Genomic DNA, 22,163 nt, shown 5'->3' on the forward strand with positions numbered 1-22,163 from the left:
CCCTCCGCCTCCCCCCGATGACAAGGTTGAGAGCGGAGGACACGAGAAGCCCGGTCTCATGCCCACAAACCGGACTTCTTCAACAGCCTGCTAGCGGCGCGGCGGCCTTCACGTACCTGGGGCCTTCCCCCTGGGCAGCGCGGCGGCGGGCGCCTTCGGTCTGGCCTGGGCGATTGGAGCCTTGGACGCGCCGGTGGTGGGCTGCGTCGCAGACCGCTTCGGGCCTGAGGCCGTCACTCGCCTGGGGCCGGGCTGACGGCGCGCTTCTTCGCCACTGGGTGGCGGTGACGGTGCTTGCGACGGCCGCGGCGCTGGCGGCCCTGCTGGTCCGCCTGGCGCCGCGAGCCCGCGTGGCTCATTGACGCGAGTGGCGCATGGGCGCATCACGCCGTGCTTTGTGCTCCCTCGCGTCCCAGCCGCTGAGCGAAGAAGGCGAGGATTTCGTCTCGCGCCGCGCGAGTGGGCTCGCCCTCCGCGTCGATGAGATGGGCAGTCACGACGCTGTGGGCGCACCCGACGACTTCCGCGAAGAAGGGGGGCGGCGTCGGGTTCGCGGCGGACGTGGGCAGCACTCGGGGAACGAAGCGCTTTCCGAGCGCGGCCGTATATGCCTGGAATCGCTGCGCCGTGCAGAATCGGTCTCCCTCGAACCGATAGGCGAGCACCGTCAGGTCGTCACGTTCGAGGCGCTCCTTCACGGCGGCAAGCTCGTCAGGCGCCAGTTGAATCGCGCCGGCGTCGCTCAGGGGCAGCGACGGCTGACACATGACGGGAGCGAGCATCGCGGATTCGAGCATCATCGAGAGCGCGAAGTTCCCCGTGAAGCACATCCCAATCGCGCCGACCCCCGGTCCGCCACACTCCTCATGGGCGAGGCGTGCCAGGGCACGCAGCCACTGCGTCACGGGGCTCGACTCATTCGCCGCGAACGCTCGGAACTCCGCGCTCACGCAGGCGCGTTGCATGATGGCACGCCCCTCCTCCGTGCGAGGGTAGGCACCGTCCCTGCCGAAGAGCGAAGGCATGTAGACAGTGAAGCCCGCGTCGCGGACCCAACGCGCGAAGCGGGCGACGTGCGGGCTGATGCCTGGCATCTCGGCCATGACGATGACGGCGGGGCCGTGGCCGGCGACGTAGACCGTTCGCATGGCGTCGTTGAGGGTGAGGGGCCGCCGGGCGAAGTCATCGAGAGGGTCGTCGGCCGTGGAGTCAGGTGTGGATGGACGCATGCCCGGACGATGCGGGAAGTCCATCCTCCGCGACCAGTGGCGAGATTGACAATGAACGGGCTATTCTTGCCACCGTGATTACGCATGTGGTGTTCGATGGCGTGGCAGAGGGCTCGCTGGGCGTGGGGCTCGATGTGGTCGACACGGCCGCACGACTCGTCGAGGCAGGGCTCGCCACGGTTCCCCGGGGTGCCCAGGTCTTGCGTCAGCGGGTGGTGTCGCTCGACGGTCAGCCGGTCCGCTCGAGCACGGGACGCACCGTCTCCGTGGACGGCGCGCTGAGCCTCCGAGGTGTGAAGGCGGGAGACGTGTTGCTGGTACCTGGGCTCTCCGCGGCGAGCGAGCGCGCCATCGAGCGGTTGCTCTCGCGTGCCGATGCGGCGCGTGGCATCACGTTGCTCGCGCGCGCGGCGGCGAAGGGCGCCAGGGTCGCGGCCTCGTGCTCCGCGACCTTCGTCCTCGCGGCGTCCGGCCTCCTCGCGGGGCGGAGCGCGACGACGACCTGGTGGCTCGTCCCCTCATTCGTGCGTCGCTTCCCCGAGGTCGCCCTCCAACCAGACCGGATGGTTGTCGAGAGCGACGGCGTCCTCACCGCGGGCTCGGCCTTCGCGCATGCGGACCTGGTGCTGGCCATCGTCGCGCGGGTCGCGAGCCCATCACTCGCGCACCTGGTGGCCCGCTACCTCGTGCTCGACGAGCGTGTCTCACAGGCCAGGTACATGGTGATGGAGCACCTCCGCGTCTCGGACCCGGCGCTTCGTGCCGTGGAGCAATTCGTCGCCGCGAATCTGGGCCGGCAGCTGACGCTCGATGAGCTCGCCCGTGCCGCTGCCACCTCCTCGCGCACGCTCGCGCGGCGGGTGCAGGCCGGGCTGGGCATGACGCCGCTCGAGTTCGTGCAGCGGGTGCGCGTGGCTCACGCCTCCCACCTGCTCGAGACGACCCATGCGTCGGTCGAAGATGTCGCTGCCCGGGTGGGGTATGCCGACACCGCTGCGTTCCGTCGCGTGTTCCGGCGGTACGTCGGAGAGACGCCACGAGGAAGGCACGGCAACTCACGCGCCCGGCGCTCACCGTTGAAAGGGCGCGATTCACCGGCGCCATGAGGGCTTTCACAGAGATGCCCTGCCTCCGTGCAGCGGGCTGGCAGCGCAAACGCAGACGCCCCTTTGGACTTCCCGTCATTGGTGCGGTAATAGCTGTTAGTCAATGAACTCAAGAATAAGCGGTATGACTGGGGTATGGGCAGCAGTGCTTGGCGCGCTCTTGCTCACGGGATGCACGAAGGATGGTGCGCCGGAAGCCGGCACGGGGACCGCGCTGCGGGCTGTGACCTCGCCGGTGACTGTGTCAGAGGCGGTGGCCATCACCAGCCAAGGCATGACGCAGAACGGTGCGGCGCATCGCAATCAGGCGCTGCTCGGGGTGTTCCAGACCGAGGACTATGAGGTCGAGGCCTTGTTGCGCTTCCCGCAGACGGGCGTGCCGGCTGGGGCGGTGGTTCAGAGTGCGACGCTGCGTTTCGCGGTGGAGACCTACACCAGCGACTTCTCGATTCGAGGCGCATACGTGCAGGCGCCCTGGAACCTGGGGGCCAACGGACTGGGATGGCAGTTCCGCGACGATGGGCTGGAGTGGGACCGGCTGGGGGCGGTCGGGCAGGGGACGGACCTGGTCGCCGGTTCGTCGTTCGAGGTCTCCACGTTTCCGGGCACGGTGAGCGTGCACGACGTGCCACTCGACGTGGCGGTGGTGCAGTCGTGGGTCGACGACCCGTCGACCAACCAGGGCGTGATGTTGGCGAACTCGAAGGTTGGGAAGGTGGCCAAGGTCTTCACCAGCCTGGCCACCCAGCCGGAGCGTCGGCCGCTCCTCACCATTGAGTACACCGCGCCTGCGCCGCGCAGCGATACCACGCCTCCGTCCGTTGCAATCACGGCGCCCGCGGCAGGCGCGACGGTGCAGGGCGTGGTCGGCATCACCGTGGACGCGAGCGACGACGTCGGCGTGGTCGGCGTGCAGCTGCGCATCGACGGCCGCAACCTCGACTCGACGCAGCTCGACACCCACCTGTTCCGCAATGGAAACCATGTGTTGACCGCGCACGCGCGCGACGCCGCTGGCAACCTCACCACCTCGGCGCCGATCCTCGTCACCATCGCCAACGTGGTTGTCGACACCACGCCTCCCGAGGTGCAGGTCACCGCGCCCGTCGCGGGAGAGGCCGTCAGTGGTCCCTTCACGGTGCGGATGAGCGCGAGCGACAACGTGGGCGTCACCCGGGTCCACGTCGAGCTCGACGGCGTTCAGGTCGGCGCGCCGGACGTGGCCGCCCCCTGGTCGGTGACGCTCGACACCGAGGCGCTCCAGCCCTATGGGCTCCGGCAGCTGACCGCGGTGGCTCGCGATGCCGCTGGCAATGTCACCGTCTCCGCGCCGGTATCCGTCAACGTGAGCGCGCCACCTCCCGACGTCACGCCGCCCCAGGTCCAGATCGTCGCGCCCGAGAGCGGCGTGACGGTGGGCGGTACCCTCCAAGTCAGGGTCGACGCCCATGACAATGTGAGGGTTGCGGGCGTGCAGTTGCAGGTGAACGGACAGGACTTCGGGCCCGAAGACCTCAGCTATCCCTATTGGATCAACGTCTCCACCACGCTGCTAGGGGACGGCACCTTCCCGATGACGGCGGTGGCGCGGGACCGCGCCGGCAACCAGACCACCTCGGCGCCCGTCATGTTGACCATCGCCAACGGGCCGCCCGTGGTGCTCGATATCCCGGTGGCGCATCCGCGGGTGTGGTTCACGGCGGACCGGCTGGCCCGGGCCCAGGCGTACTTCGCGCAGCACCCGTATACGCCCGTCGCGAACGTGCAAGCGCCCGAACAGGCCATCGATGCGGCAATGCACTCGCTGCTCACCGGCACCCCGGCCTCGTGCCGCGCCGCGATTGACTGGGCGGTGCGCACCGAGATTCCCATCTCCGAGAACACGGTGTCGAGCGATCCGGCCCGCTGGTACGGCGAGGCGGCCATCCTCACCTACGATTGGTGTTTCGCCCACCTGCTTCCGGCGGAGCGCACGCTCCTGATCAACCGCTGGAACTTCGCCATCGAGGCGCTCAACGCCAATCCGTGGGGCGGCATCGGCATGGAGGGCAACAACTACTACACGGGGTATTTCCGCAACGCGCTCCTGTGGGCCATTGCCAGCTGGCATGAAAACCAGCCGTTCGCCAACGAGCTCCTGCAGTACGCGATGAAGTCACGCTGGGCCTTCTCGCTGCGGCCCTATCTGGATGGGCCGGCGGCAGGCGGCGCGCCGCACGAGGGCTCGACCTACGGCCGCCGGACGTTCGGCTACATGACGGTGCCGTTCACCACGCTGGGCCTGTATGGCCACGACATGTGGAACCAGACCGACTACTTCATGGCGTCGGTCTTCTGGTCCATCTACTCGACCACGCCGGGGCCCACCCGGAGGGGCCAGTTCCAGCTGTTCGAGACCTTCCCATTCAATGACGACGAGCGCTGGCTGAACCGGTGGAATCCCAGCAACACCGCGCAGACGTCGCTGGGCAGCTACTTCGCCCCGCTCATCGAGGAGTGGTCGGACCAGCCCATCGCGGGTTATGCCAAGCGCTTCCTGGAACTCACCGGCCATCCGATTGACGACCGACTCATCCGGTACGTCTATAGCGACACGCTGGCGGCGGTGCCGTCTCGTGACCTCGCGGAGCTGCCGCTCGACTACCACGCACCCGGACTGGGCATGGTGTACGCCAAGACGGCGTGGGCGCCCGACGCGACCCTGGTCAACCTGCAGTTCGGTGTGACGGCCAACGCGGGTCATGAGCACCGCGACTCCGGCAACTTCCAGGTGTGGCGCGCGGGCGAGTTCCTGACCCGCGAGACGGTGGGCTACGCCAACTCCATCGTCGGATACGCCGGTGGCGCGGCGGTCGACTGCGCGTCGCCCGTGGGGCACAACACGCTCTTGTTCGAGGGGCGGGGCACGGTCGGCTACTACCACCACGCGCCGCAAATGCTGCGCCTGGAGTCGTCGTCCGTGGCGAGCTACGCCGCGGTCGACCTCACCGGCGTGTATGACTTGAACGCCGAGTGGGCCCACCGAGAGGCCGAGGTCGGCAACCCCCACGCGGGCCGGGTGGTGCGTGAGACCTTGCTCGTGCGTCCGCTCGACACCCTGATTGTGTTCGACCGGCTCGAAAGCGCACGGGATGACGCCACGGTTGCCAAGACCTTCTTGGTTCATTTCCCGGAGTCACCGGTGCTCATGGGCAACACCTGGTCCGCGAACAGCGGCGGGCAGCAGCTGCGGGTCAGCACCCTGGTTCCAGCCAATCCCGTTCGGCGAATCATCGACGAGCGCGGCCCGGTGCGCGGCGATGGCACCTACCCGTACCCGGTGGGCCAGTTCCGTGGAGAGATTGAGACCCGCGGGGAGGTGGTGAGTCACTTCCTTCACGTCGTGCAGGCCAAGGATGTGGCCGACAGCGCGGCGCTGCAGCTCACGCTCGACGAAACGGCGACCGCGTACAGCGTGACGTTGAGTCACCCAACCCGCGGAAGCGCGGTGGTCCGCTTCGAGAAGGGGATTGAGAGCACGGGCGGCAGCTTCGGCTACGCCGCCAGCGGCGCGGTCACTCCGGCGCCACTGCGCGCGGGGGTGCAAGCGATGACGGTCACCCCAAGCGGGCCGGTGTGGGGACCGTGACCGGCTGAACCCGGCCCGCGAGCGACGTCCGCGTTCGCGGTGCTCGAGGTCAGCCGGGGGACTGCCGCGCCGCCCGCGACCTCGGCCTGGAGCACCGCAGCCTCACGCTCCAGGCCGGCTGCATCATCGAGCAGCGTGGAAGCTGTATTCAGCCAGGAGACGCCCCTTCCTGGGCTCCTTGCATCAAGGCTTCCACCTGCTGCTGGATGCCCTGCAACTGGTCGAGCCTGCGCTTCAGTGCTTCGCGCAGGTCGCGCTCGTCGGTGTGAAGGACCTCGTCGTGTAACTCCGCGATGCTTTCAGACAGGCACACGTGGAGGAGGTGGATCTGCTGCTGGGAGAGCTCCAGGACCATGGGTCACCTCTCTGACACCGGAACAACGGAGACACGCCTCCCTCTCCCCGGAGGACACGGGTGCGAACGCGCGCACGTCAGGCCCCTGAGGCCGGTGCCGCCGCACCTGAGGCCTGTCGCGCAGGTGGTCGCGGTACACCATGAGTGTAGTGCGCGCCCGCCCGCTGCCCAGGGCACTCCCGGGCAGGCAAGGGTGGGGGTGTTCGGTTCGCTCCCCTCGAGGTCCGGGCCGCTGCCTGGAGGCGCGGTGCTGGCGGGGTGGGGACAGCAGGTGGCCAGGCTTGCCCTGGCTTCCCTCCGGCGCTCCGGAGCACCGCGCGGCTGATGGGGCCGCGCGGTGCGAGCTGCCGGGTGTGGCGCGGCGCCTCGGTATCCGAGGCGCTGCACCGGTGCGACTACCGCAGCGCGATGAGCGAGGCCACGAGCAGGGACACGACGCTCATGACCTTGATGAGGATGGCCACGCCAGGACCGGACGTGTCCTTGAACGGGTCACCGACCATGTCACCGACGACGGCGGCCTTGTGGACCGCCGAGCCCTTCGCGTGGCCCGGCAGCTTGCCCTTCTCGATGAACTTCTTGGCGTTGTCCCACGCGCCGCCCGCGTTGGCCATGTAGAGGGCCATCGTGGCGCCGACGACGAGCGAGCCGGCCAGCAGACCCGCCAGCGCACCAGGGCCCAACAGGTAGCCCACCAGGGGCGGGGCGACGACGGCGACGATGCCCGGGAAGATCATCTCGCGCAGGGCGCTCTTGGTGGCGATGTCGACGATCTTCTTGGGGTCCGGGTCCGCCTTGAGCTCCATCAGCCCCGGAATCTCGCGGAACTGACGGCCAATCTCCTCGACGATGGCACCGGCCGCGCGGCCCACGGCGAGCATCGTGGAGGCGCCCACCAGGAACGGGAGGATGGAGCCCAGCAGCAGACCGACGATGACGTTCGGGTTGGTCAGTTGCAGGCTCATCTCCGGCAGACCCGCGGCGATGCGCGTGTGGTTGACCTCGAGGTTGAAGGCGGAGAAGAGCGCGATGACGGTGAGCGTCGCCGAGCCGATGGCGAAGCCCTTGCCGATGGCCGCCGTGGTGTTGCCCACCGCGTCCAGCTCATCGGTGATGGCGCGGACCTCGGGGCCCAGGCCGGACATCTCGGAGATGCCACCGGCGTTGTCGGAGATGGGGCCGTAGGCATCCACGGTCATCACCACGGCGGTGCCGCCCAGCATGCCCACGGCCGCCAGCGCGATGCCGTACAGGCCCAGCGCCTGGTCGGCGATGTAGGCCACCAGGGCGATGGTGGCCATCGGGATGCCCACGCTCTCCATGCCGACGGCGAGGCCGCGGATGAGGTTGGTGCCCGCGCCCGTGACGGAGGCTTCCGCGATGCGCTGCACCGGCGTGGACGACGTGTAGTAGTCCGTGACGAGGCCGATGACGGCGCCGCCGAAGGCGCCCGCGGCCAACGCCACCGTGATGGCCTGGGACAGGCCGAACACCTGCATCATCACGAAGGACAGACCCACCAGGATGACCGGGGGCAGGATGAGGGCGCTGCGCAGCACCTGCGCGGGGTTCATGTGCTTGAGCGCGCGCGCGATGAAGATGCTCAGCAGGCTGACCACCAGGCCCACGGCGGACAGCACCAGGGGAATCACCACGCCCGCCACCTTCGCGCTCCCGGTCGCGGAGGGGTCCACCACGAGGCGGGAGAGGTCCGCCGCGCTGGCGGTCAGCGCGATGGCCATGGCGGCGACAATCGCGGCCACCATGGACTCGTAGATGTCGGCGCCCATGCCGGCCACGTCACCCACGTTGTCGCCCACGTTGTCGGCGATGACGCCCGGGTTGCGCGGGTCGTCCTCGGGGATGTTCTCAATGACCTTGCCGGCGATGTCGGAGCCGACGTCAGCGGCCTTGGTGTAGATGCCGCCGCCCACGCGGGCGAAGAGCGCGATGGAGCTGGCGCCCACGGCGAAGGAGTGGAGGACGGGGGACAGCTGCGGATGCCCCTGGAAGGCGTAGTAGACGCCGCCCATGCCGATGAGGCCCAGGCCGGCGACGGCGAGGCCCATGACCGCGCCACCGTCGAGCGCGACCAGCAGCGCGTTCGGCTTGGAGCCGGTGCGCGCGGCCTGCGCGGTGCGCACGTTCGCGAACGTCGCGGCCTTCATGCCGATGTAGCCGGCGAACAGTGAGAGGAACGCGCCGAGCACGAAGCTCCCGCTGGCGATCGGCCCCAGCGCCAGGCCGATGAGCACCGCGATGACCGCGCAGTACGCGGCGAGCACCTTGTACTCGCGGACGAGGAACGCCATCGCGCCTTCGCGGATGTAGCCCGCGATGCGGTTCATCGTCGCGTCACCCTCCGGGAGCGCCTTGACGCGGAAGTAGAAGACCGCAGCGAAGAGCAGCCCCACGGCGCCGACCACGCCCGGTGCGATTGCCCAGAAACTCGACTCGAGACTCGACAACTCCATCCAATCCTCCAGAGACGTCCCGGGAGCCTGACCTCGCCGACCGGGTCGCTCGTGTGCCGCGAAATTTGTACGGAGCGCGTATAGTTGATTTCAGCGCAATCTGGGAGTTTCCTAGGCGCGCCCCAGCAGGTTGGGAGTCCTACCAACGTTCTGGGCGGGTGCGTTACGGCCTCCAGCGCCGGGCCGGCGCTCATGCGGGGCCCGAGTCCGGATGACAGGCGGGGTGGGGGGCTGCATCACCAGGGCCCCAAGTGCCCGGACTCACTCGCGATTCTACGAAAGATAAGGGCCAGTACGTATCCAAGGCCCCGTGTCCAAGGGGGCGACGTCCATGGCGCGGCCTTCTCCCGGGGGCACCGTGGGCCTCGTGCGCTCAGGCCGGGGGCGGAGGCGGGTGTGGTAACGGAGCGCTGCATGAACGCACCGCACCCGCCCAGTCCGCTCCTCGTCACGGCTTTCAATGGCCTGGTCGCGGCCTATGACCGCATGAACGGCAGTACCGCATGGACGTTCCTCGTTCCTGGCAAATCGGTCCCAGGGATGCGCCCGCGTCCCACGCACGTGGAGGTGCGGGATGGGCGAGTGTTCGTGTTCGCGGGCGGCTCCGATGGCGTCTTGAAGAAGCGCGTCTTCCTCGATGTCCACGTGCTCGACTACGAGAGTGGGCGCCCGCTCTGGACGCAGCGCGTGGCGCCGGCTCATGCGCCGAACTTCACGTCCGCGTCGGTGCTGGTGGAAGACGGGCAGGTCATCGTCGCGTACCAAGACGTCCTCGTCGCGTTCGCGGCGGATTCCGGCCGGCCCCAATGGACGCGAAGCAGCGAACATGGGGATGGGGGCAGCTACTCGCTCCAACTGCAGATGGGGATCCATGGCGCGCGGGCACGCGTGGTGACCTGAGCCGGCGGGCCTGGCGGGAGCTGATGAAGAAGCAAGCGGCCTGATGACGACCCACCTGGTGTCTCGACAATCCGGTGCGGTACAGGGCGTCGTTCATGGCGCCGTGGTCTTCGCGGAGGAGAACGTCCTCATCAATCTTGGTGCCTGCGGCTCAACGCGTCCGCGAAGTCTTGCCCTTGCGTGTCGTGGCCGGGACGTCCTCACCGGTGATGGCGCGGGCAAGCCGCTCCGCGTCGGCTGTGGCGATTCCGAGCGAGTCGAACACGCCGCTGACGAACATGTTCGCCAACCCCTGCGCGAGCGCGCGACCTCGTAGTTGCTCCATCAATGGATGTGAGGTGGGGAGCGCGCTCCCGGACCGGACGAGTTTCGACAGCTCCGGCCAGAACGTGTCCATCGAGCCCTTGAGCGGCTCGGGGACTTCCTCGTCCGGATGCGGGCCCGCGTAGTCGATGTACGCCGGGTCGGTCGCGATGCGGTACAGGGCCGGGTTCTCCGCGGCCCACCGGACGTAGGCGACCCCTGAGCGCCGGAAGGCCTCGTGCGGGTCCGTTGTCCCTTCCGTCGCGGTGATGAGGGTCGCATTGAGCCGTCGGTTCCCCTCCGTCGCGAGCGCACGCAGCAGGGCCAGTCGGTCCGCGAAGTGCTTGTAGGGCGCGGCGGAGGACACCCCCACGCGGCGTCCGACCTCCGCGACGGTGAGCGCGTCGACGCCTTCCTCGCGGATGAGCTCGATGCTGGCTTCCAGCAGGGCGTGCTTGAGGTCCCCGTGGTGGTACGGGCGTGCTCGCGTCTTCGTGGCCATGCGTGGAGCCAGGGTAGATGGACGGGCCTTTGTTGCAAAGTAAGTAAGAGTCACTTACTTTGTGCCTCGGCACAGATTTCATCGCTCCAGGAGCAGCGGATGCGCAGCGCGAATTCCGTGAGTCCATTGTTGCGGTCCCTCTCCCGTCCCCATGGCTTCGAGCCGCTGCGGGTCGAAGGCCGGCTTCCCGAGTCCCTCCGGGGGACGTTGTTCCGCGCCGGACCGGGCCTCTTCGAGCGATTTGGCACGCGAATCGCGCATGCGTTCGAGGCGGATGGCGCCGTGACGGCGGTGCGCTTCGACGGCGGTGGTGCGCAGGGCGCGAGCCGCATCGTGGAGAGCGCCGGCTACCGTGCGGAGGAGCGCGCGGGGCGGTTTCTCTACACGTCATCCGCGTCGTGGCTCGATCGGATGCGGTCGGCGAGCAAGGACATGGCGAAGACCACGGGCAATACCTCGACCTTCCTGTGGAAGGACCGGCTCTTCGCGCTGATGGAGAACGGCCTGCTCCAGGAGATGGACCCCGCGACGTTGGAGACGCTCGACGCCACAGGATTGGGCGTGGTGACGGGGGCCTTCTCCGCACACCCTCATCGTGTCGCTTCGCTGCGGACGACGTTCAACTTCGGGGTCCGGTATGGCCGGAAGATGAACATCGACCTGTACGCGCTGCCGGACGACGGCGAGCCGTCGAAGCTCGGCACCGTGGAGGCGCCCTGGCAGAGCATGGTGCATGACTTCATGGCGACGGAGCGGCACCTCATCCTGTTCGTGGGGCCCGTGCAGTTGAATCTCCTGCGCGCCATGGTCGGCCTGGGAGATGTCACCCAGCTCTTTCGGTGGAGGCCTGAGCTGGGGGCGCGGCTCATCGTCGTCCCGCTCGATGCCATCCATTCACCCCGAACGTTCGAGCTCGCCCCCTTCTGGCTCTGGCATTTCTCGAACGCCTTCGAGGACGCGGACGGTCCATGTGTCGACTTCTGCCGCTACCCCGAGTTCTCGCTCGGGGAGATTGGAGAAATGGAATCGACCGGGCCCCTCCCGTTGCTGACGCGAGTGAAGCTCGACCTGAAGTCTGGCACGGCGCGTGAGACGAAGCTCTTCGACGTTCCCTGCGACTTTCCTCAGGTGCATCCGCGATTGCATGGCGCGCGGCACGGTACGGTGTTCGCGCAAACCGAGCGGAACGTCATGGACCGGAACATCCTGGGGGTGACGCGCATCGACCTCGACCGGGGCAGGAGCGCCGAGTGGGAACTCCCGGCCGGACATGTGCCGAGTGAGCCCGTGCTCGTGCCGCGCGAGGCGTCGCAGGACGCCACCTTCGTGCTCGACCTCGTGTTCGACTCGACGACCGACCACTCCTACGTCGCGGTGCTCGACGGCGAGCATCTCGAAGACGGTCCGCTGGCGACCGTTCACTTCGACCAGGCCATCCCCGTGACGTTTCACGGCAGTTTCGCCGCGATGTGATGTCCTTCGCTGCCTGGTGGCGCGAGGTCAGAACCTGCTTCAGCCCGAGGGAGCGCTGTGCCCGGCCGCTCTTCTGGACGAAGCGCTCATGGATGGCCTCCCGCTGGACAACTTCGCGCGAGAGGCCAATCCATGGCCATCAATGAGCAACGGCGACTGCCTGCCGCATCAAGCCGCGGCGTGGCGGACTACTCGGAGTACTCGTAGCTGTCGACGAGCTGCCAGTTGCGGTTGTAGACGTAGCGCCGGGTGAACCAGCCGCTGTGGCAGCTGCCCGTGTTGCTGGCCGTGTAGCCATAGACGAAGCCGTTGTGGATGCGGGCCTCGAGGGTCGGGTAGCCGGGGTTCTCACAGGGCTGGGTGACCCGGACGGCCTGGTAGGCGGCCTCGGCGTAGACCTGCTCCTGGCCCTCGAAGTCGTAGCGGGAGTGGACGCGCTCCGCGGTGAACGTGGCGAGCTGGCTGGCCTGCTGGGCGTAGGTCTGCGTGAGGAAGGACTGCAGGTGGGCCAGGGTGGTGGCCTCGGAGGTGAGCGTGCCGGTGAGGCGGTGCACGGCGCCATCCGTGTCGGAGAGCGCCGCGCGGATGGAGGCGATACCGGCCGGGCCCTGGTAGACGGTGGTGTCGCCCCAGGTGAAGCTGAGGGCGCCGCCAGCGCTGTAGGCATTGAGCGCGCAAGTGCCGTTGGCACCGGCCGTCTCGACGACGATGATCTTGCGGAGGCGGTGCTCGGGGTTCACGAGCGCGATGCACTCGTCGCCAGCGACACCGTCGTAGTTGGCGGCCGGGAGCACCGCCTCGACGATGTTGTGGACGCGGAACAAGGGGTCCGTGGCCTGCTGCTCGATGGACTGAACCGCATCCGTATCAGTGTCCGTCTCGGGACCGAGACAGCCAGCGGTGAGGGAAGAAGCGACGAGGAGGGACGCGAAGCTGAGGGAAGTGCGCATGGCGGCGGAAGATAGCACGCCAGATTTGCCCGTTTTAAAAGGTAATAAGTGTTCCGATACGGAATGGACAGATGTCCTGTTGGAGCACGCGAACGGACGCTACATGCCTCTGGGCATGTGAAAAAATTCAATGACTGCGTCCGGCTGTCTCCTGTGGATTGATACAAATTTGTTACGCAAAACAGCCGGATTGCGCGATGCGGGCATTCGGTGAATCACCCTAGAAGTCTCGAATCGAGTCCATCACCGACACCAGGGCCTCTCGATTGAGCGGCTCGGCGGGAGTCCCTTCCGTGGACCGGAGCCTTTCATCCACCGCGTCGAAGATGCCCAACAGCGCGAGATAAATCTGCTCACGCTCCTCGGTGAAGATGAAGGTGTTGCGGGCATCCAGCTTGTTGAAGCCATCGGTGTATGCCGTGACGATGGGGGTGAGCGCGGACACGAGGGCAGCGGGGGAGCGGTCCCCTTCGGAGACGGCCTTGAGCGCGGCCGACCGTGCCTGGCGGTACAGCGCCGCGGCCTTCTTCGCCTGGGCCGGGGTGATGTTGTCGGCCCCGTCCCAGACGCGAAAGGGGTTGTCCAGGTTCTCCGCCAGCCAGTCGGCCTTGCGCGGCTGTCGCACCGACAGGTCCAGGCCCTCGCGCGCGGCGGCCTTGTAGGCTTTCTTCACCTGGGCGGCGACGTCCGCGGGAATGCTCGTCAGCCAGAGCATTCCCAGGTGGGGGAGCTGCTCCGGGCCGGGGAACTCGTCGGGTGACATCCCGAACAGGTCGCTCAATGTCAGCATGGCCAGGGCCGGGAGCTTCGCCAGCTCCGCGGTGTTTCTCAGGTAGCCCGGGGCTCCCCAGATGCGCAGCTCCGTCAGGTTTGGAAAGCGCCGCACGATGCGCGACGCATCCACGTCGCGCGCGGCCCTCAGATGAAGGCTGTCCAGTGTGTCCAGACCGGACCAGGGCATGTCCGGAGCGCCCAGGGACAAGGTCAGCCAGCGCCCATCCGCCTCGCCGTGAATCTTCAGCGCCGGGTCGGGCTGGCCGACCAGGGACAGGTCCTCCAGGCCGTCGTTCAGATAGAGCTCGTGGACGCCCGTCACGTCGAGCGTGAGCCGGGACAGTTGGGCGCCCCGCAGGTCGACCCGGCGCTCACCATGCTTGAGCACCGCTGATTCATAGACAAAGGGGCGTCGCCGGATGAAGTCGAACAGGCCAGGGATGGGGGCGTCCGCATTGACAGACGTCAGAATCGGCAGCGCCTCGAACACCGACAGGTCAGACGCGGCGGCGAGGCGAGCCGTATCCAGCCGCTGCATCGAGCGGCGTACCTCCATGTCGCCGACCGTGAACAGCACCTGCTCGTCGCGTGCTGCGACCATCTGCTTGAAGGCGTCGCGCTGCGCCTGGGGGATGGCCTCCCAGCGGCGCTGACTGTAGAGGGCGCTGCCGGATGGCCAACCGCTGTAGCTGTTGACGTCCTCGACGACGAGGGGCGGCCGGTGGCCCACCCGGGTGAAGCCGCGAGGAACCTCGGCGGACGCCCAGACGTGGACGCAGTGGTCCTTCCAGAAGAAGAAGTTGAAGTGGGCGGGAGCCATGGCCGCCACTTCGGCGGCGTCGGGCAGGGAGGGGCCTACCCAATCCAACGCCAGCACACAGGCCAGCTCGTCCTTCCCCTCGACCTTCAGGGCGGTCACCTGGACCGCCGTGTAGGCATCAAGCCGAGGGGTGTGGACGACGAAGATGTCTCCTGGCGTGGGCTTCATGGTCGACCGGGTCCGTAAGAGGGTTGGTTCGGACCCAGTCTAGGCCATGTGCCGCATCGCTCCCGCGTTGTTTGAGGGGAGGGCCCGCGACGGAGCGCTGCCCCCCAGACTTCAGCCCGCCAGGGGCGTCTGCCGCGCCTGCGCCTCGCGCAGCCACGCCACCGTGTCGCTGAGTGTCTGCCGGTGGCTCCGCGGCCGGTAGTCGAGCTCCTCGTGGCTCCACAGCGTCTTGAACCCCCAGTGGCACGTCGACATCTCGAGCACCACGGGGTCCGGCAGCTTCTTGAGCGGCACGTGGGAGCCGAGCTTCGCGAGCCCGTCGACGACGAGCGTCGGCACGCCGGGACGGTTCACCCGGATGCCGGCGACCTCGCCCACGCGCTCGAAGAAGGTGCGCAGCGGCAGGGCGGTGCCGGGCAGGTGGTACGTGTCCCGCCAATCGGCCTTCTTCGCCAGCACCGCGAGCGCATGTGCCACGTCCCGCACGTCGGTGAAGGCGATGCCGCCCGTGGGGATGAAGGGGAGGCGCCCGTTCAGCACGCGGGCCACGTTGGTCGTCGAGCGGCCCAGGGTGTCCCCGGGGCCGAGGAGCACCGGAGGCCGCACCACCGTCATCTCCACGCCGAGCTGCTTCGCCAGCTTCCGCGACTGTTGCTCGGCGTGAATCTTCGACAGGTAGTAGGGCCACCGGCCCACGAGCGCCTCGGCGTAGAGGGAGTGCTCGTCCGCCTCGATGGTCGGATGGGAGAAGCAGCCCACCGTGCCTGACGTCGATACCAGCACCAGCCGGGCGTCGAGCGCCTTCGCGGCGCGCACCATGGCCAGCGAGCTGTCGATGTTGAAGCGCACCATCTCGTCGGCGTGCTGCCGGCTGTGGTGGACCATTCCCGCGGAGTGAATCAGCACCTTCACGCCCTGGGCCTGGGACAGCCACGCGTCAGGGTCGAGCGGCGTGCCCGACACCTGGGCCACCGGGCCCGGCAGCGGCGAGCGAACCAGCGCCACGGCGTCGTCGCCCAGCGTCTCCAGCAGGTTGCGTCCGAGGAACCCGCTGGCTCCCGTCACGAGTGTCTTCACGGCTGCACCCCGCGCCAGGCGCATGCCTCATGGAACTGCGAGAGCTCCGCCGCGTTCGGCCCCCACTCGAAGTTGTCACCCGCGGGCTTCACGATGTCGCGCGAGACCAGCGCCTGCACCACGCCATCGAGGTGCGGCCGGTGTGTCACCGCCACGGCCTTCAGCTCGTCGGGCGCGCGCACCTTCGTCGCCTCCTGGTAGTCACGCACGACAGGCTCGAAGAGCGCCTTCACCACGGCGTCGACGCGCGCGTCGCTCAGCTCGGCCAGCGGCGTGGCGCACCAACGGTAGCGCGACAGGTGGTCCTCCAGCGCGGGGTTGCCGGGCTGCCGGGCCAGCACATCACCGGCGAACCAGTGCTGCCACTGGTTCCGGAGCGAGTGTGCCAGCGCGGGGGACAGGGGGCTGGGGACGGGCAGGTCGCTGTCCAGCACGCGGCCTCCGCGGCGCTCGATGGCCTCGCGCAGCCACGCTTCATCCACGCCCGGAATCGGGTTCTCGGCGAGGAACGTGCGCAGATGGAAGCTGCTCACCGTGGTGTGGCGTTGCAGCTCCGCCATGAGCGCATGGCTCAGTGCGCGGACGTCGGTGTCCGGGTTGAGCGCCAGCGGCGCGCCACACGACAGATGCACACGGCCCAGCTGCACCTGGCCGCGCGTCAGCTTCGTGAGCCACGACAGCACGCCGGTGAGCGTCATCTTCGGGCGCGGCTTGCCGGACAGCTCCTCCGACAGGGACGCCTCCTCCGGAAGCCGGTCGTAGGAGATGGCGACGGGCAACACGACGAACTGGCGCTTCGTGTTCTGCAGCGCGCGCAACATCCCGCGCTTGGGCGGCAGCATCAGCCGCGCGCGGCTGCGCTGACCCTCGACGAAGAACATGAGCGAAGCGTTCTTCTCGGTGAGCCGGCGCAGCTCCTCGCCCAGCTCCGGCACCTCGCGGCCCACGCCGCGCTTGATGAAGAAGGCCTGCGAGTCCTTGAGAATCGGGCCCACCACGGGGATGCGGCCGAACTCCTCCGCGGCGGCGATGTGTGGCATCGAGATGCCCAGCTCCGGGTGCTGGAAGCACAGGTAGCTGGTCAGCAGGAAGTCGAAGTAGCTGCGGTGGGTGGGCGCCAGCACCACCAGCGTGCCGGGAGGCACCTGCGCCATCGCGCGCTCGAACGACGGCCGGTCGAACGTCACGTCGCTGGTGCAGTGGCGGAACGTCTTGCGCAGCGCATAGCCAAGCACCTTGTGCGTGGTGTTGCCCACGCCGCGCTCCTGGACCCACGCCCGGTCGCCGCGCGCGTCGTCGTGCTTCGGCCCGGCGAAGGACACCTGGCTCTCATCGCGCGACAGCAGGTGGCGGTACATGCCCTCGTTCACCACGCGCACGTACTCGAAGGGGTCGAAGCCGGGGACCTCCAGCGGCTCGCTGCGCACGAAGTCGAAGGTGTGGTGCGTGAAGTACGCGAAGCCCTCGTTGAGGTACTGCACCTTCTCGTCGGCGCGCACCAGCCGGCGGTGGGCCTTGGCCTGGCCGAAGAGCGCGAGCGCCGCCTTCTGCAATTGCACCGGCAGCTCCCGGCGCATCAAGTCGACCGCGTCGAAGCCGTGGTCCTTGCGGCCGACGAACATGTCGGGCGCCTTCACCACGCCGGGGCGGTGCTTGAACCACTCGATGGTCGACGCCGCGGCCATGTCGATGCGCAGCGCGCGCTGCACACCCATGGTGGCGTGAACGATGGGCACGGCCTGGCCGGGCTTCGGCATGGGGCCGAACACCGAACGGACGACTTCACTGGCGACCACGTCCACCGGCACCACGTCCAGGCGCACCGACGGGTCGGCGTTGAAGGCGCGCACCACGCCCAGGCCGCTGTACAGCAGGCAGCCCGCGAGCGCCGCCGGGCTGTCGAGCCAGGCCGGGAAGGGCGTGCGGTGGGCCGCCGAGACGATGCTGGGGCGCACGATGACGACGGGCACGTGGCCGCGGCGCTCGCAGATGAGGTGCTCGGCGACGCTCTTGGTGAGGGTGTACGTGTTGGGGTGGCCGGTGAGCTCCAGCCACTCGCGGCCGTCGCCCTGCGCCACCTGGAAGGCCTCGTAGAGCTCCGCGGCTGGCTTCGGCAGGTGCGCCAGCTTCTCTTCGATGGGGCCGGGCCGCCACACGCTGACGTAGGCCGTCGACACGTCGACCATGCCCACCACCTTGGGGCACGTGCGCGCGAGCTCCAGCACCGACAGCGCGCTCCGGATGTTGGCCGAGGTCGCCTGCGCCAGCGGCAGGTCGAACTCCACGCTGGCGGCGCAGTGCACGACGTGCGTGACGTGCTGGCGCACGGCGTCGGCGTCGGCAGGAGACAGGCCGCAAGCGGGCTGCTCGAGGTCGCCGCTCACCACCGCGACGCGCTCCGTCCAGCCGGGCTGGAGGCGCGAGAAGCACTCGGCCTGCGCCACCTTCGCGAAGCGCTCCGCCGCCGAATGCACGCGGCCCTGGCGGTCCTTCGACTCGCGCACCAGCACCGTGACGCGCTCGACGCCCTGCGCGAGCAGCGCCTCCAGCACCACCTTGCCAACGAAACCCGTGACGCCGGTGAGAAATACGTGGCGGGACATCAGTGCGCCTCCTCATCCGGGGTCAGGGCCACCGGGCCGTTGATTCCGCAGTTCGACGCGCCGAAGACGTTGTCGGGGTCGATGGCGGCCTTGACCTTGCGGTTGAGGGCCAGCGCGGCCTCCGAGTACACCTCGGGCAGGAAGTCGCGGCGAATCTTCCCGACGCCGTGGTGATGCGACAGCGAGCCGCCAGCGGCCAGGATCTCCTCACGCGCCGCATGCTCGAGCGCCGCGTAGGCGCCCACCGGGTCGCTGACGCCGCGCGCGTAGAAGCCCAGGTAGAAATAGATGACCACGCCCGTCTGGTAGACTTGCGTGAAGCGGCCGGTGAAGAAGACCTTGCCCGGAAGGCCCAGCGCGGCGTGCTCCTTCTCCACGCGGCGCTGCACGCGCTCGTAGAGGTCCATGGCACGGCTCCACGGCACGCTCGTCTCGAAGCTCTCGGCGATGGCCCAGTGCTCGAAGGTGAGGTCCCGGATGTACGCGATGCCGAAGGTCAGCTGGTAGCCGCGCTCACCGTTGGCGCCGCCGCCCTTCATGCCGCCGTGCTCGGAGGCGATGCGGTACACCGCCTTCTCCTGGAAGGCGACCTCCTCGCGCGAGCCCTCGAAGACGAGGGTGGCCACGGCGAGCTTGTACGGGTCGAAGCCCTTGAGCTTCGTCACCACGGCCTTCTCGACCTCGCTCTTCACCTTCGCGGCCAGCCCGTGCTTGGCAGGCTTGAGCGCCTGGCCGAAGTGGAACTGGGTGTTGTCCATCACCCGCACGCTGGCCGGCACCGCGCCCGACTGCTGGAGCGCGTAGAGGAACGAGAGGCCCGTTTCGAGGTCGGGGAAGATGACCGAGCCGTAGCGCTGCACTTCGGGAAGGGGGAACAGCTTCACCACCGCCGTAGTGACGATGCCGAAGTTGCCCTCGCTGCCGAACATGTACTGGCGCGGGTTGACGCCCACGCTCTCCCGGGGAGCCTGGCGCGGGCGCTCCACGATGCCCTGGGGCGTGACGACCTGCATGTCGAGCACCAGGTCCTCGATGTTGCCGTAGCGGTTCTTCTTCATGCCGCTGGCGTTCGTGGCAATCCACCCGCCGAGCGTGGAGAACTCGAGGCTGTCCGGCTCATGGCCCATGGTGAAGCCGAACTTCGCGAGCTCCTCCATCAGGTGGCGGCCCGTGGCGCCCGCCTCGATGCAGGCCATGCGGTTGACGGGGTCCACCCACAGAATCCGGTTCATCTGCCGCATGTCGACGGCGATGACCAGGCGCTCCTCGGAGAGCGGGATGCGCAGCGCCTCCGTCACATTGGTGCCGCCGCCAAAGGGGATGACACAGGCGCCGTGCTGGGTGGCGACCTCCACCAGTCGCACCACCTCATCGTGGCCGCGCGGAAAGACGACGAGGTCGGGCACCCGGTCCAGCTTCCCGTAGCGGATGGCCCAGATTTCACCGCCGGTGTGGCCATGGCCACGGCGCAGGCGCTGCTTGGGGTCGTCGGTGAGCTGCTCTTCCTTCAGGAACTCGCGCAGCGCCGCTATGAGCTTGTCGTTCTTCTTCGCCGCGGGAATCTCGGGCGGGTAGTGCGGCTCGTTGCGATTGTCGTACCCCAGCGGCGAGGCCAGCTTGCCGGCGAACCACGGCATCAAGTCTGGCAGCGCGACATTGCTGATGTTGTAGCGGGTGCCCGTGAGGACGGTGCTCCCGTCGGGCTTCACCACGAAACGCGTGTCGGCGAAGCCCCAGCCTTCGAGTGATTCTTCGTCCTTCGACGCGGCAGGCGTCGGCGGCGTGAAGCGCGTGTCTCCGGAGGAAGGCGTGGGTGACGGGCTGCCGAAGCGCTCGCTCACCTCATTCAGCGCCACATTCCCAAGACGGCGCAGCAAACCTGATTGTTTAGCCATGGTCACTCGCAGTCGTACACAGGGCCCTCTTCCCCGTCAACGCGCGCGGGTTACGCAGGTGCGCACTGCGTTACGCGATTTCGGAACCGCTGGTCTCGTAAGTGGGTTGTTTCCGAGACCCGAAGTCTCGTAAAGGCGAGTCATGCGGACGGGACGACCCAGGGACGAAAGAGTGCGCCTGGCCATTCTCACGGCGGCGCAGGAGCTGGTGCTGGAGAAGGGCTATGCGGCGGTGACGACCGCTGACGTGGCGGAGCGCGCGGGGGCCGGGAAGCAGACCATCTACCGTTGGTGGCCGGGCAAGGGCGCGCTGGTGCTCGACGCGTTCTCCGAGTGGGTGAGTCAGGCGCCCCGCATGAGCCGGCGCAAGCCTTCCCTGTCCTCGACGCTGGTGGAGTTCTGCCGGGGGGCCGCGGAGGCGGCGCCCGTGCTGCGAGCGCTGATGGCGGAAGCGCAATTCGACGAGGACCTCCACCGGCGGCTCATCGCCCAACTGGTGCGCCCGCGGGGGGACGAGCTCCGGGCGTGCCTCGCCGACCGCCGGCCCGCCGACCGGGAGCTCGTGGTCAACGTGCTCTCCGGCCTGGTGTGGCAGCGCCTCATGCTCAATGAGCCACTGGACGCACGTTTCGTGCGCTTCGCGCTGCGGGTGGTTCAGCGCATCTGAGGTGGGCGGCTCTGTTGGGGGGCAGCCGGGGAGGCGTGGAACGCGGTGGCGGGTCGCGGTCCTCCTGTGCTAGCTAGCCCGGAGCCACTTGACGCTCCGATGGCGGCCGCGACATCTCGTTGCGACCGTAGGGTGTCCTCGAGTGGCTCCGTCAGGCGTGTGCCTCTCGAGCATTCACCACGTTGTTGCTGGAGGCTCACATGTCCTCGTCCGAACTTCCCGTTCTCAAGTTCGTCCTCACGAACTACAAGAATTTCAACGCGCGCGCGACGCGTGATGCGCTCCTGTCCTACTGGGAGCATGTGTCGAACGGTGGCCGGATGTTCTGGAGCGTCGCGGGCGCGATGTCGTCGGCGCAGCTCGGCATCACGCTCGCACCGGCCATCCGGGCGGGGCTGATTCACGGTCTGTCGGTGACGGGCGCCAACATCGAGGAGTCGCTCTTCCGGCTCGTCGCGCACACGGGGTACAAGGACTTCCCCGAGTACCGCTACTTCACCAAGCAGGACGACACGCGAATCCTCGAGCAGCGGATGCGCCGGGTCACCGATACGAGCATTCCCGAGGACGAGGCGTTCCGCGCGGTGGAGAAGATTGCCGTTCCGATGTGGAAGGGCGCGACCGAGAAGGGTGAGCGCCGCTTCTGGCACGAGTACTTCTACGCGTTCATCCAGGCGATCGATCCCTCCGCATATGAGGGTGACCCGGAGGCCTGCTGGCTGCTCGAGGCGGCGCGGCACCGTCTGCCCATCGTCGTCCCTGGCTATGAGGACTCGACGTTCGGCAACATCTTCGCGTCCTACGTGAAGGCGGGCGAGTGCAACGCGAGCATCGTCAAGTCTGGCATTGAGTACATGGCCGACTTCTACGACCGCTACGAGGAAATGTCCGAGGGCCGGGGTGTCGGCTTCTTCCAGATTGGCGGCGGCATCGCCGGTGACTTCCCCATCTGCGTCGTTCCGTCGATCAAGTACGACCTGCAGAAGCCGGTGAAGCCGTGGGCCTACTTCTGCCAGATCAGCGACTCGACGACGTCCTACGGTTCGTACTCGGGCGCGACGCCCAATGAGAAGATCACCTGGGACAAGCTGACCGAGACGACGCCGATGTTCGTCATCGAGTCGGATGCCACCATTGTCGCGCCGCTGATTCTCAGCGCCCTGCTCGAGTGCAAGAGCAATCCGGAAGCGGCGAACGCGCTCATCGCCAAGCATCAGAAGTAGCGGTCGCGGTAGGCGG

General features: G+C 68.1%; 15 protein-coding genes. 6 read left to right on the forward strand and 9 right to left on the reverse strand.

The annotated features are described in order from the left end of the window. Positions 1-383 precede the first annotated feature (383 nt). On the reverse strand, positions 384-1,229 hold the full coding sequence (locus tag BLU09_RS32735; RefSeq protein ID WP_090494735.1) for a dienelactone hydrolase family protein: 846 nt from the start codon (positions 1,227-1,229) through the stop codon (positions 384-386). 74 nt (positions 1,230-1,303) lie between these two features. On the opposite strand from BLU09_RS32735, the gene BLU09_RS32740 reads away from it, so the two are divergent. Both BLU09_RS32740 and BLU09_RS32745 read left to right on the forward strand, forming a co-directional pair. After that, positions 1,304-2,335, forward strand: coding sequence for a GlxA family transcriptional regulator (locus BLU09_RS32740; protein WP_244172217.1), 1,032 nt, complete (start codon positions 1,304-1,306; stop codon positions 2,333-2,335). A 274-nt stretch (positions 2,336-2,609) separates the two neighbouring features. Further along, complete coding sequence (locus BLU09_RS32745; RefSeq protein WP_244172218.1) at positions 2,610-5,963, forward strand: Ig-like domain-containing protein; 3,354 nt, start codon at positions 2,610-2,612, stop codon at positions 5,961-5,963. 148 nt (positions 5,964-6,111) lie between these two features. On the opposite strand, the gene BLU09_RS32750 is transcribed toward BLU09_RS32745, so the two are convergent. After that, entirely contained in the window at positions 6,112-6,318 is a 207-nt protein-coding gene (locus BLU09_RS32750; RefSeq protein WP_090494560.1) for a hypothetical protein, read from the reverse strand. Positions 6,319-6,713: 395 nt separating this feature from the next. Further along, on the reverse strand, positions 6,714-8,792 hold the full coding sequence (locus BLU09_RS32755; protein ID WP_090494562.1) for a sodium-translocating pyrophosphatase: 2,079 nt from the start codon (positions 8,790-8,792) through the stop codon (positions 6,714-6,716). Between the two features lie 414 nt (positions 8,793-9,206). Here BLU09_RS32755 and BLU09_RS32760 point away from each other — a divergent pair, with 414 nt between their 5' ends. Then, a complete protein-coding gene (locus BLU09_RS32760) occupies positions 9,207-9,692 on the forward strand; it encodes an outer membrane protein assembly factor BamB family protein (protein WP_167371209.1) in 486 nt (161 codons plus the stop codon). A gap of 151 nt (positions 9,693-9,843) precedes the next feature. On the opposite strand, the gene BLU09_RS32765 is transcribed toward BLU09_RS32760, so the two are convergent. Beyond that, a complete protein-coding gene (locus BLU09_RS32765; protein WP_090494565.1) occupies positions 9,844-10,497 on the reverse strand; it encodes a TetR/AcrR family transcriptional regulator in 654 nt (217 codons plus the stop codon). 99 nt (positions 10,498-10,596) lie between these two features. On the opposite strand from BLU09_RS32765, the gene BLU09_RS32770 reads away from it, so the two are divergent. Then, entirely contained in the window at positions 10,597-11,970 is a 1,374-nt protein-coding gene (locus BLU09_RS32770; RefSeq protein ID WP_090494567.1) for a carotenoid oxygenase family protein, read from the forward strand. A 188-nt stretch (positions 11,971-12,158) separates the two neighbouring features. On the opposite strand, the gene BLU09_RS32775 is transcribed toward BLU09_RS32770, so the two are convergent. The 5 genes from BLU09_RS32775 to BLU09_RS32795 form a co-directional block, all read right to left on the reverse strand. After that, a complete protein-coding gene (locus BLU09_RS32775; protein WP_244172219.1) occupies positions 12,159-12,920 on the reverse strand; it encodes a hypothetical protein in 762 nt (253 codons plus the stop codon). 220 nt (positions 12,921-13,140) lie between these two features. Next, positions 13,141-14,682, reverse strand: coding sequence for a gliding motility protein (locus BLU09_RS32780; protein WP_090494571.1), 1,542 nt, complete (start codon positions 14,680-14,682; stop codon positions 13,141-13,143). A gap of 111 nt (positions 14,683-14,793) precedes the next feature. Beyond that, entirely contained in the window at positions 14,794-15,759 is a 966-nt protein-coding gene (locus BLU09_RS32785) for an NAD-dependent epimerase/dehydratase family protein (RefSeq protein WP_244172220.1), read from the reverse strand. Beyond that, positions 15,756-18,362, reverse strand: coding sequence for an SDR family oxidoreductase (locus BLU09_RS32790; protein WP_090494575.1), 2,607 nt, complete (start codon positions 18,360-18,362; stop codon positions 15,756-15,758). Before BLU09_RS32790 ends, BLU09_RS32785 begins: the two co-directional genes overlap by 4 nt. Beyond that, positions 18,362-20,257: an FAD-binding oxidoreductase gene (locus BLU09_RS32795; RefSeq protein WP_090494577.1), complete on the reverse strand. Its 1,896-nt coding sequence runs from the start codon at positions 20,255-20,257 to the stop codon at positions 18,362-18,364. The genes BLU09_RS32790 and BLU09_RS32795 overlap by 1 nt, the downstream gene beginning before the upstream one ends. 172 nt (positions 20,258-20,429) lie before the next feature. On the opposite strand from BLU09_RS32795, the gene BLU09_RS32800 reads away from it, so the two are divergent. Both BLU09_RS32800 and BLU09_RS32805 read left to right on the forward strand, forming a co-directional pair. Next, on the forward strand, positions 20,430-20,924 hold the full coding sequence (locus BLU09_RS32800; protein WP_228557646.1) for a TetR/AcrR family transcriptional regulator: 495 nt from the start codon (positions 20,430-20,432) through the stop codon (positions 20,922-20,924). Positions 20,925-21,124: 200 nt separating this feature from the next. Beyond that, complete coding sequence (locus BLU09_RS32805; RefSeq protein WP_090494581.1) at positions 21,125-22,147, forward strand: deoxyhypusine synthase family protein; 1,023 nt, start codon at positions 21,125-21,127, stop codon at positions 22,145-22,147. Positions 22,148-22,163 lie beyond the last annotated feature (16 nt).

Source organism: Myxococcus virescens (genome assembly GCF_900101905.1).
Classification (GTDB): domain Bacteria; phylum Myxococcota; class Myxococcia; order Myxococcales; family Myxococcaceae; genus Myxococcus; species Myxococcus virescens.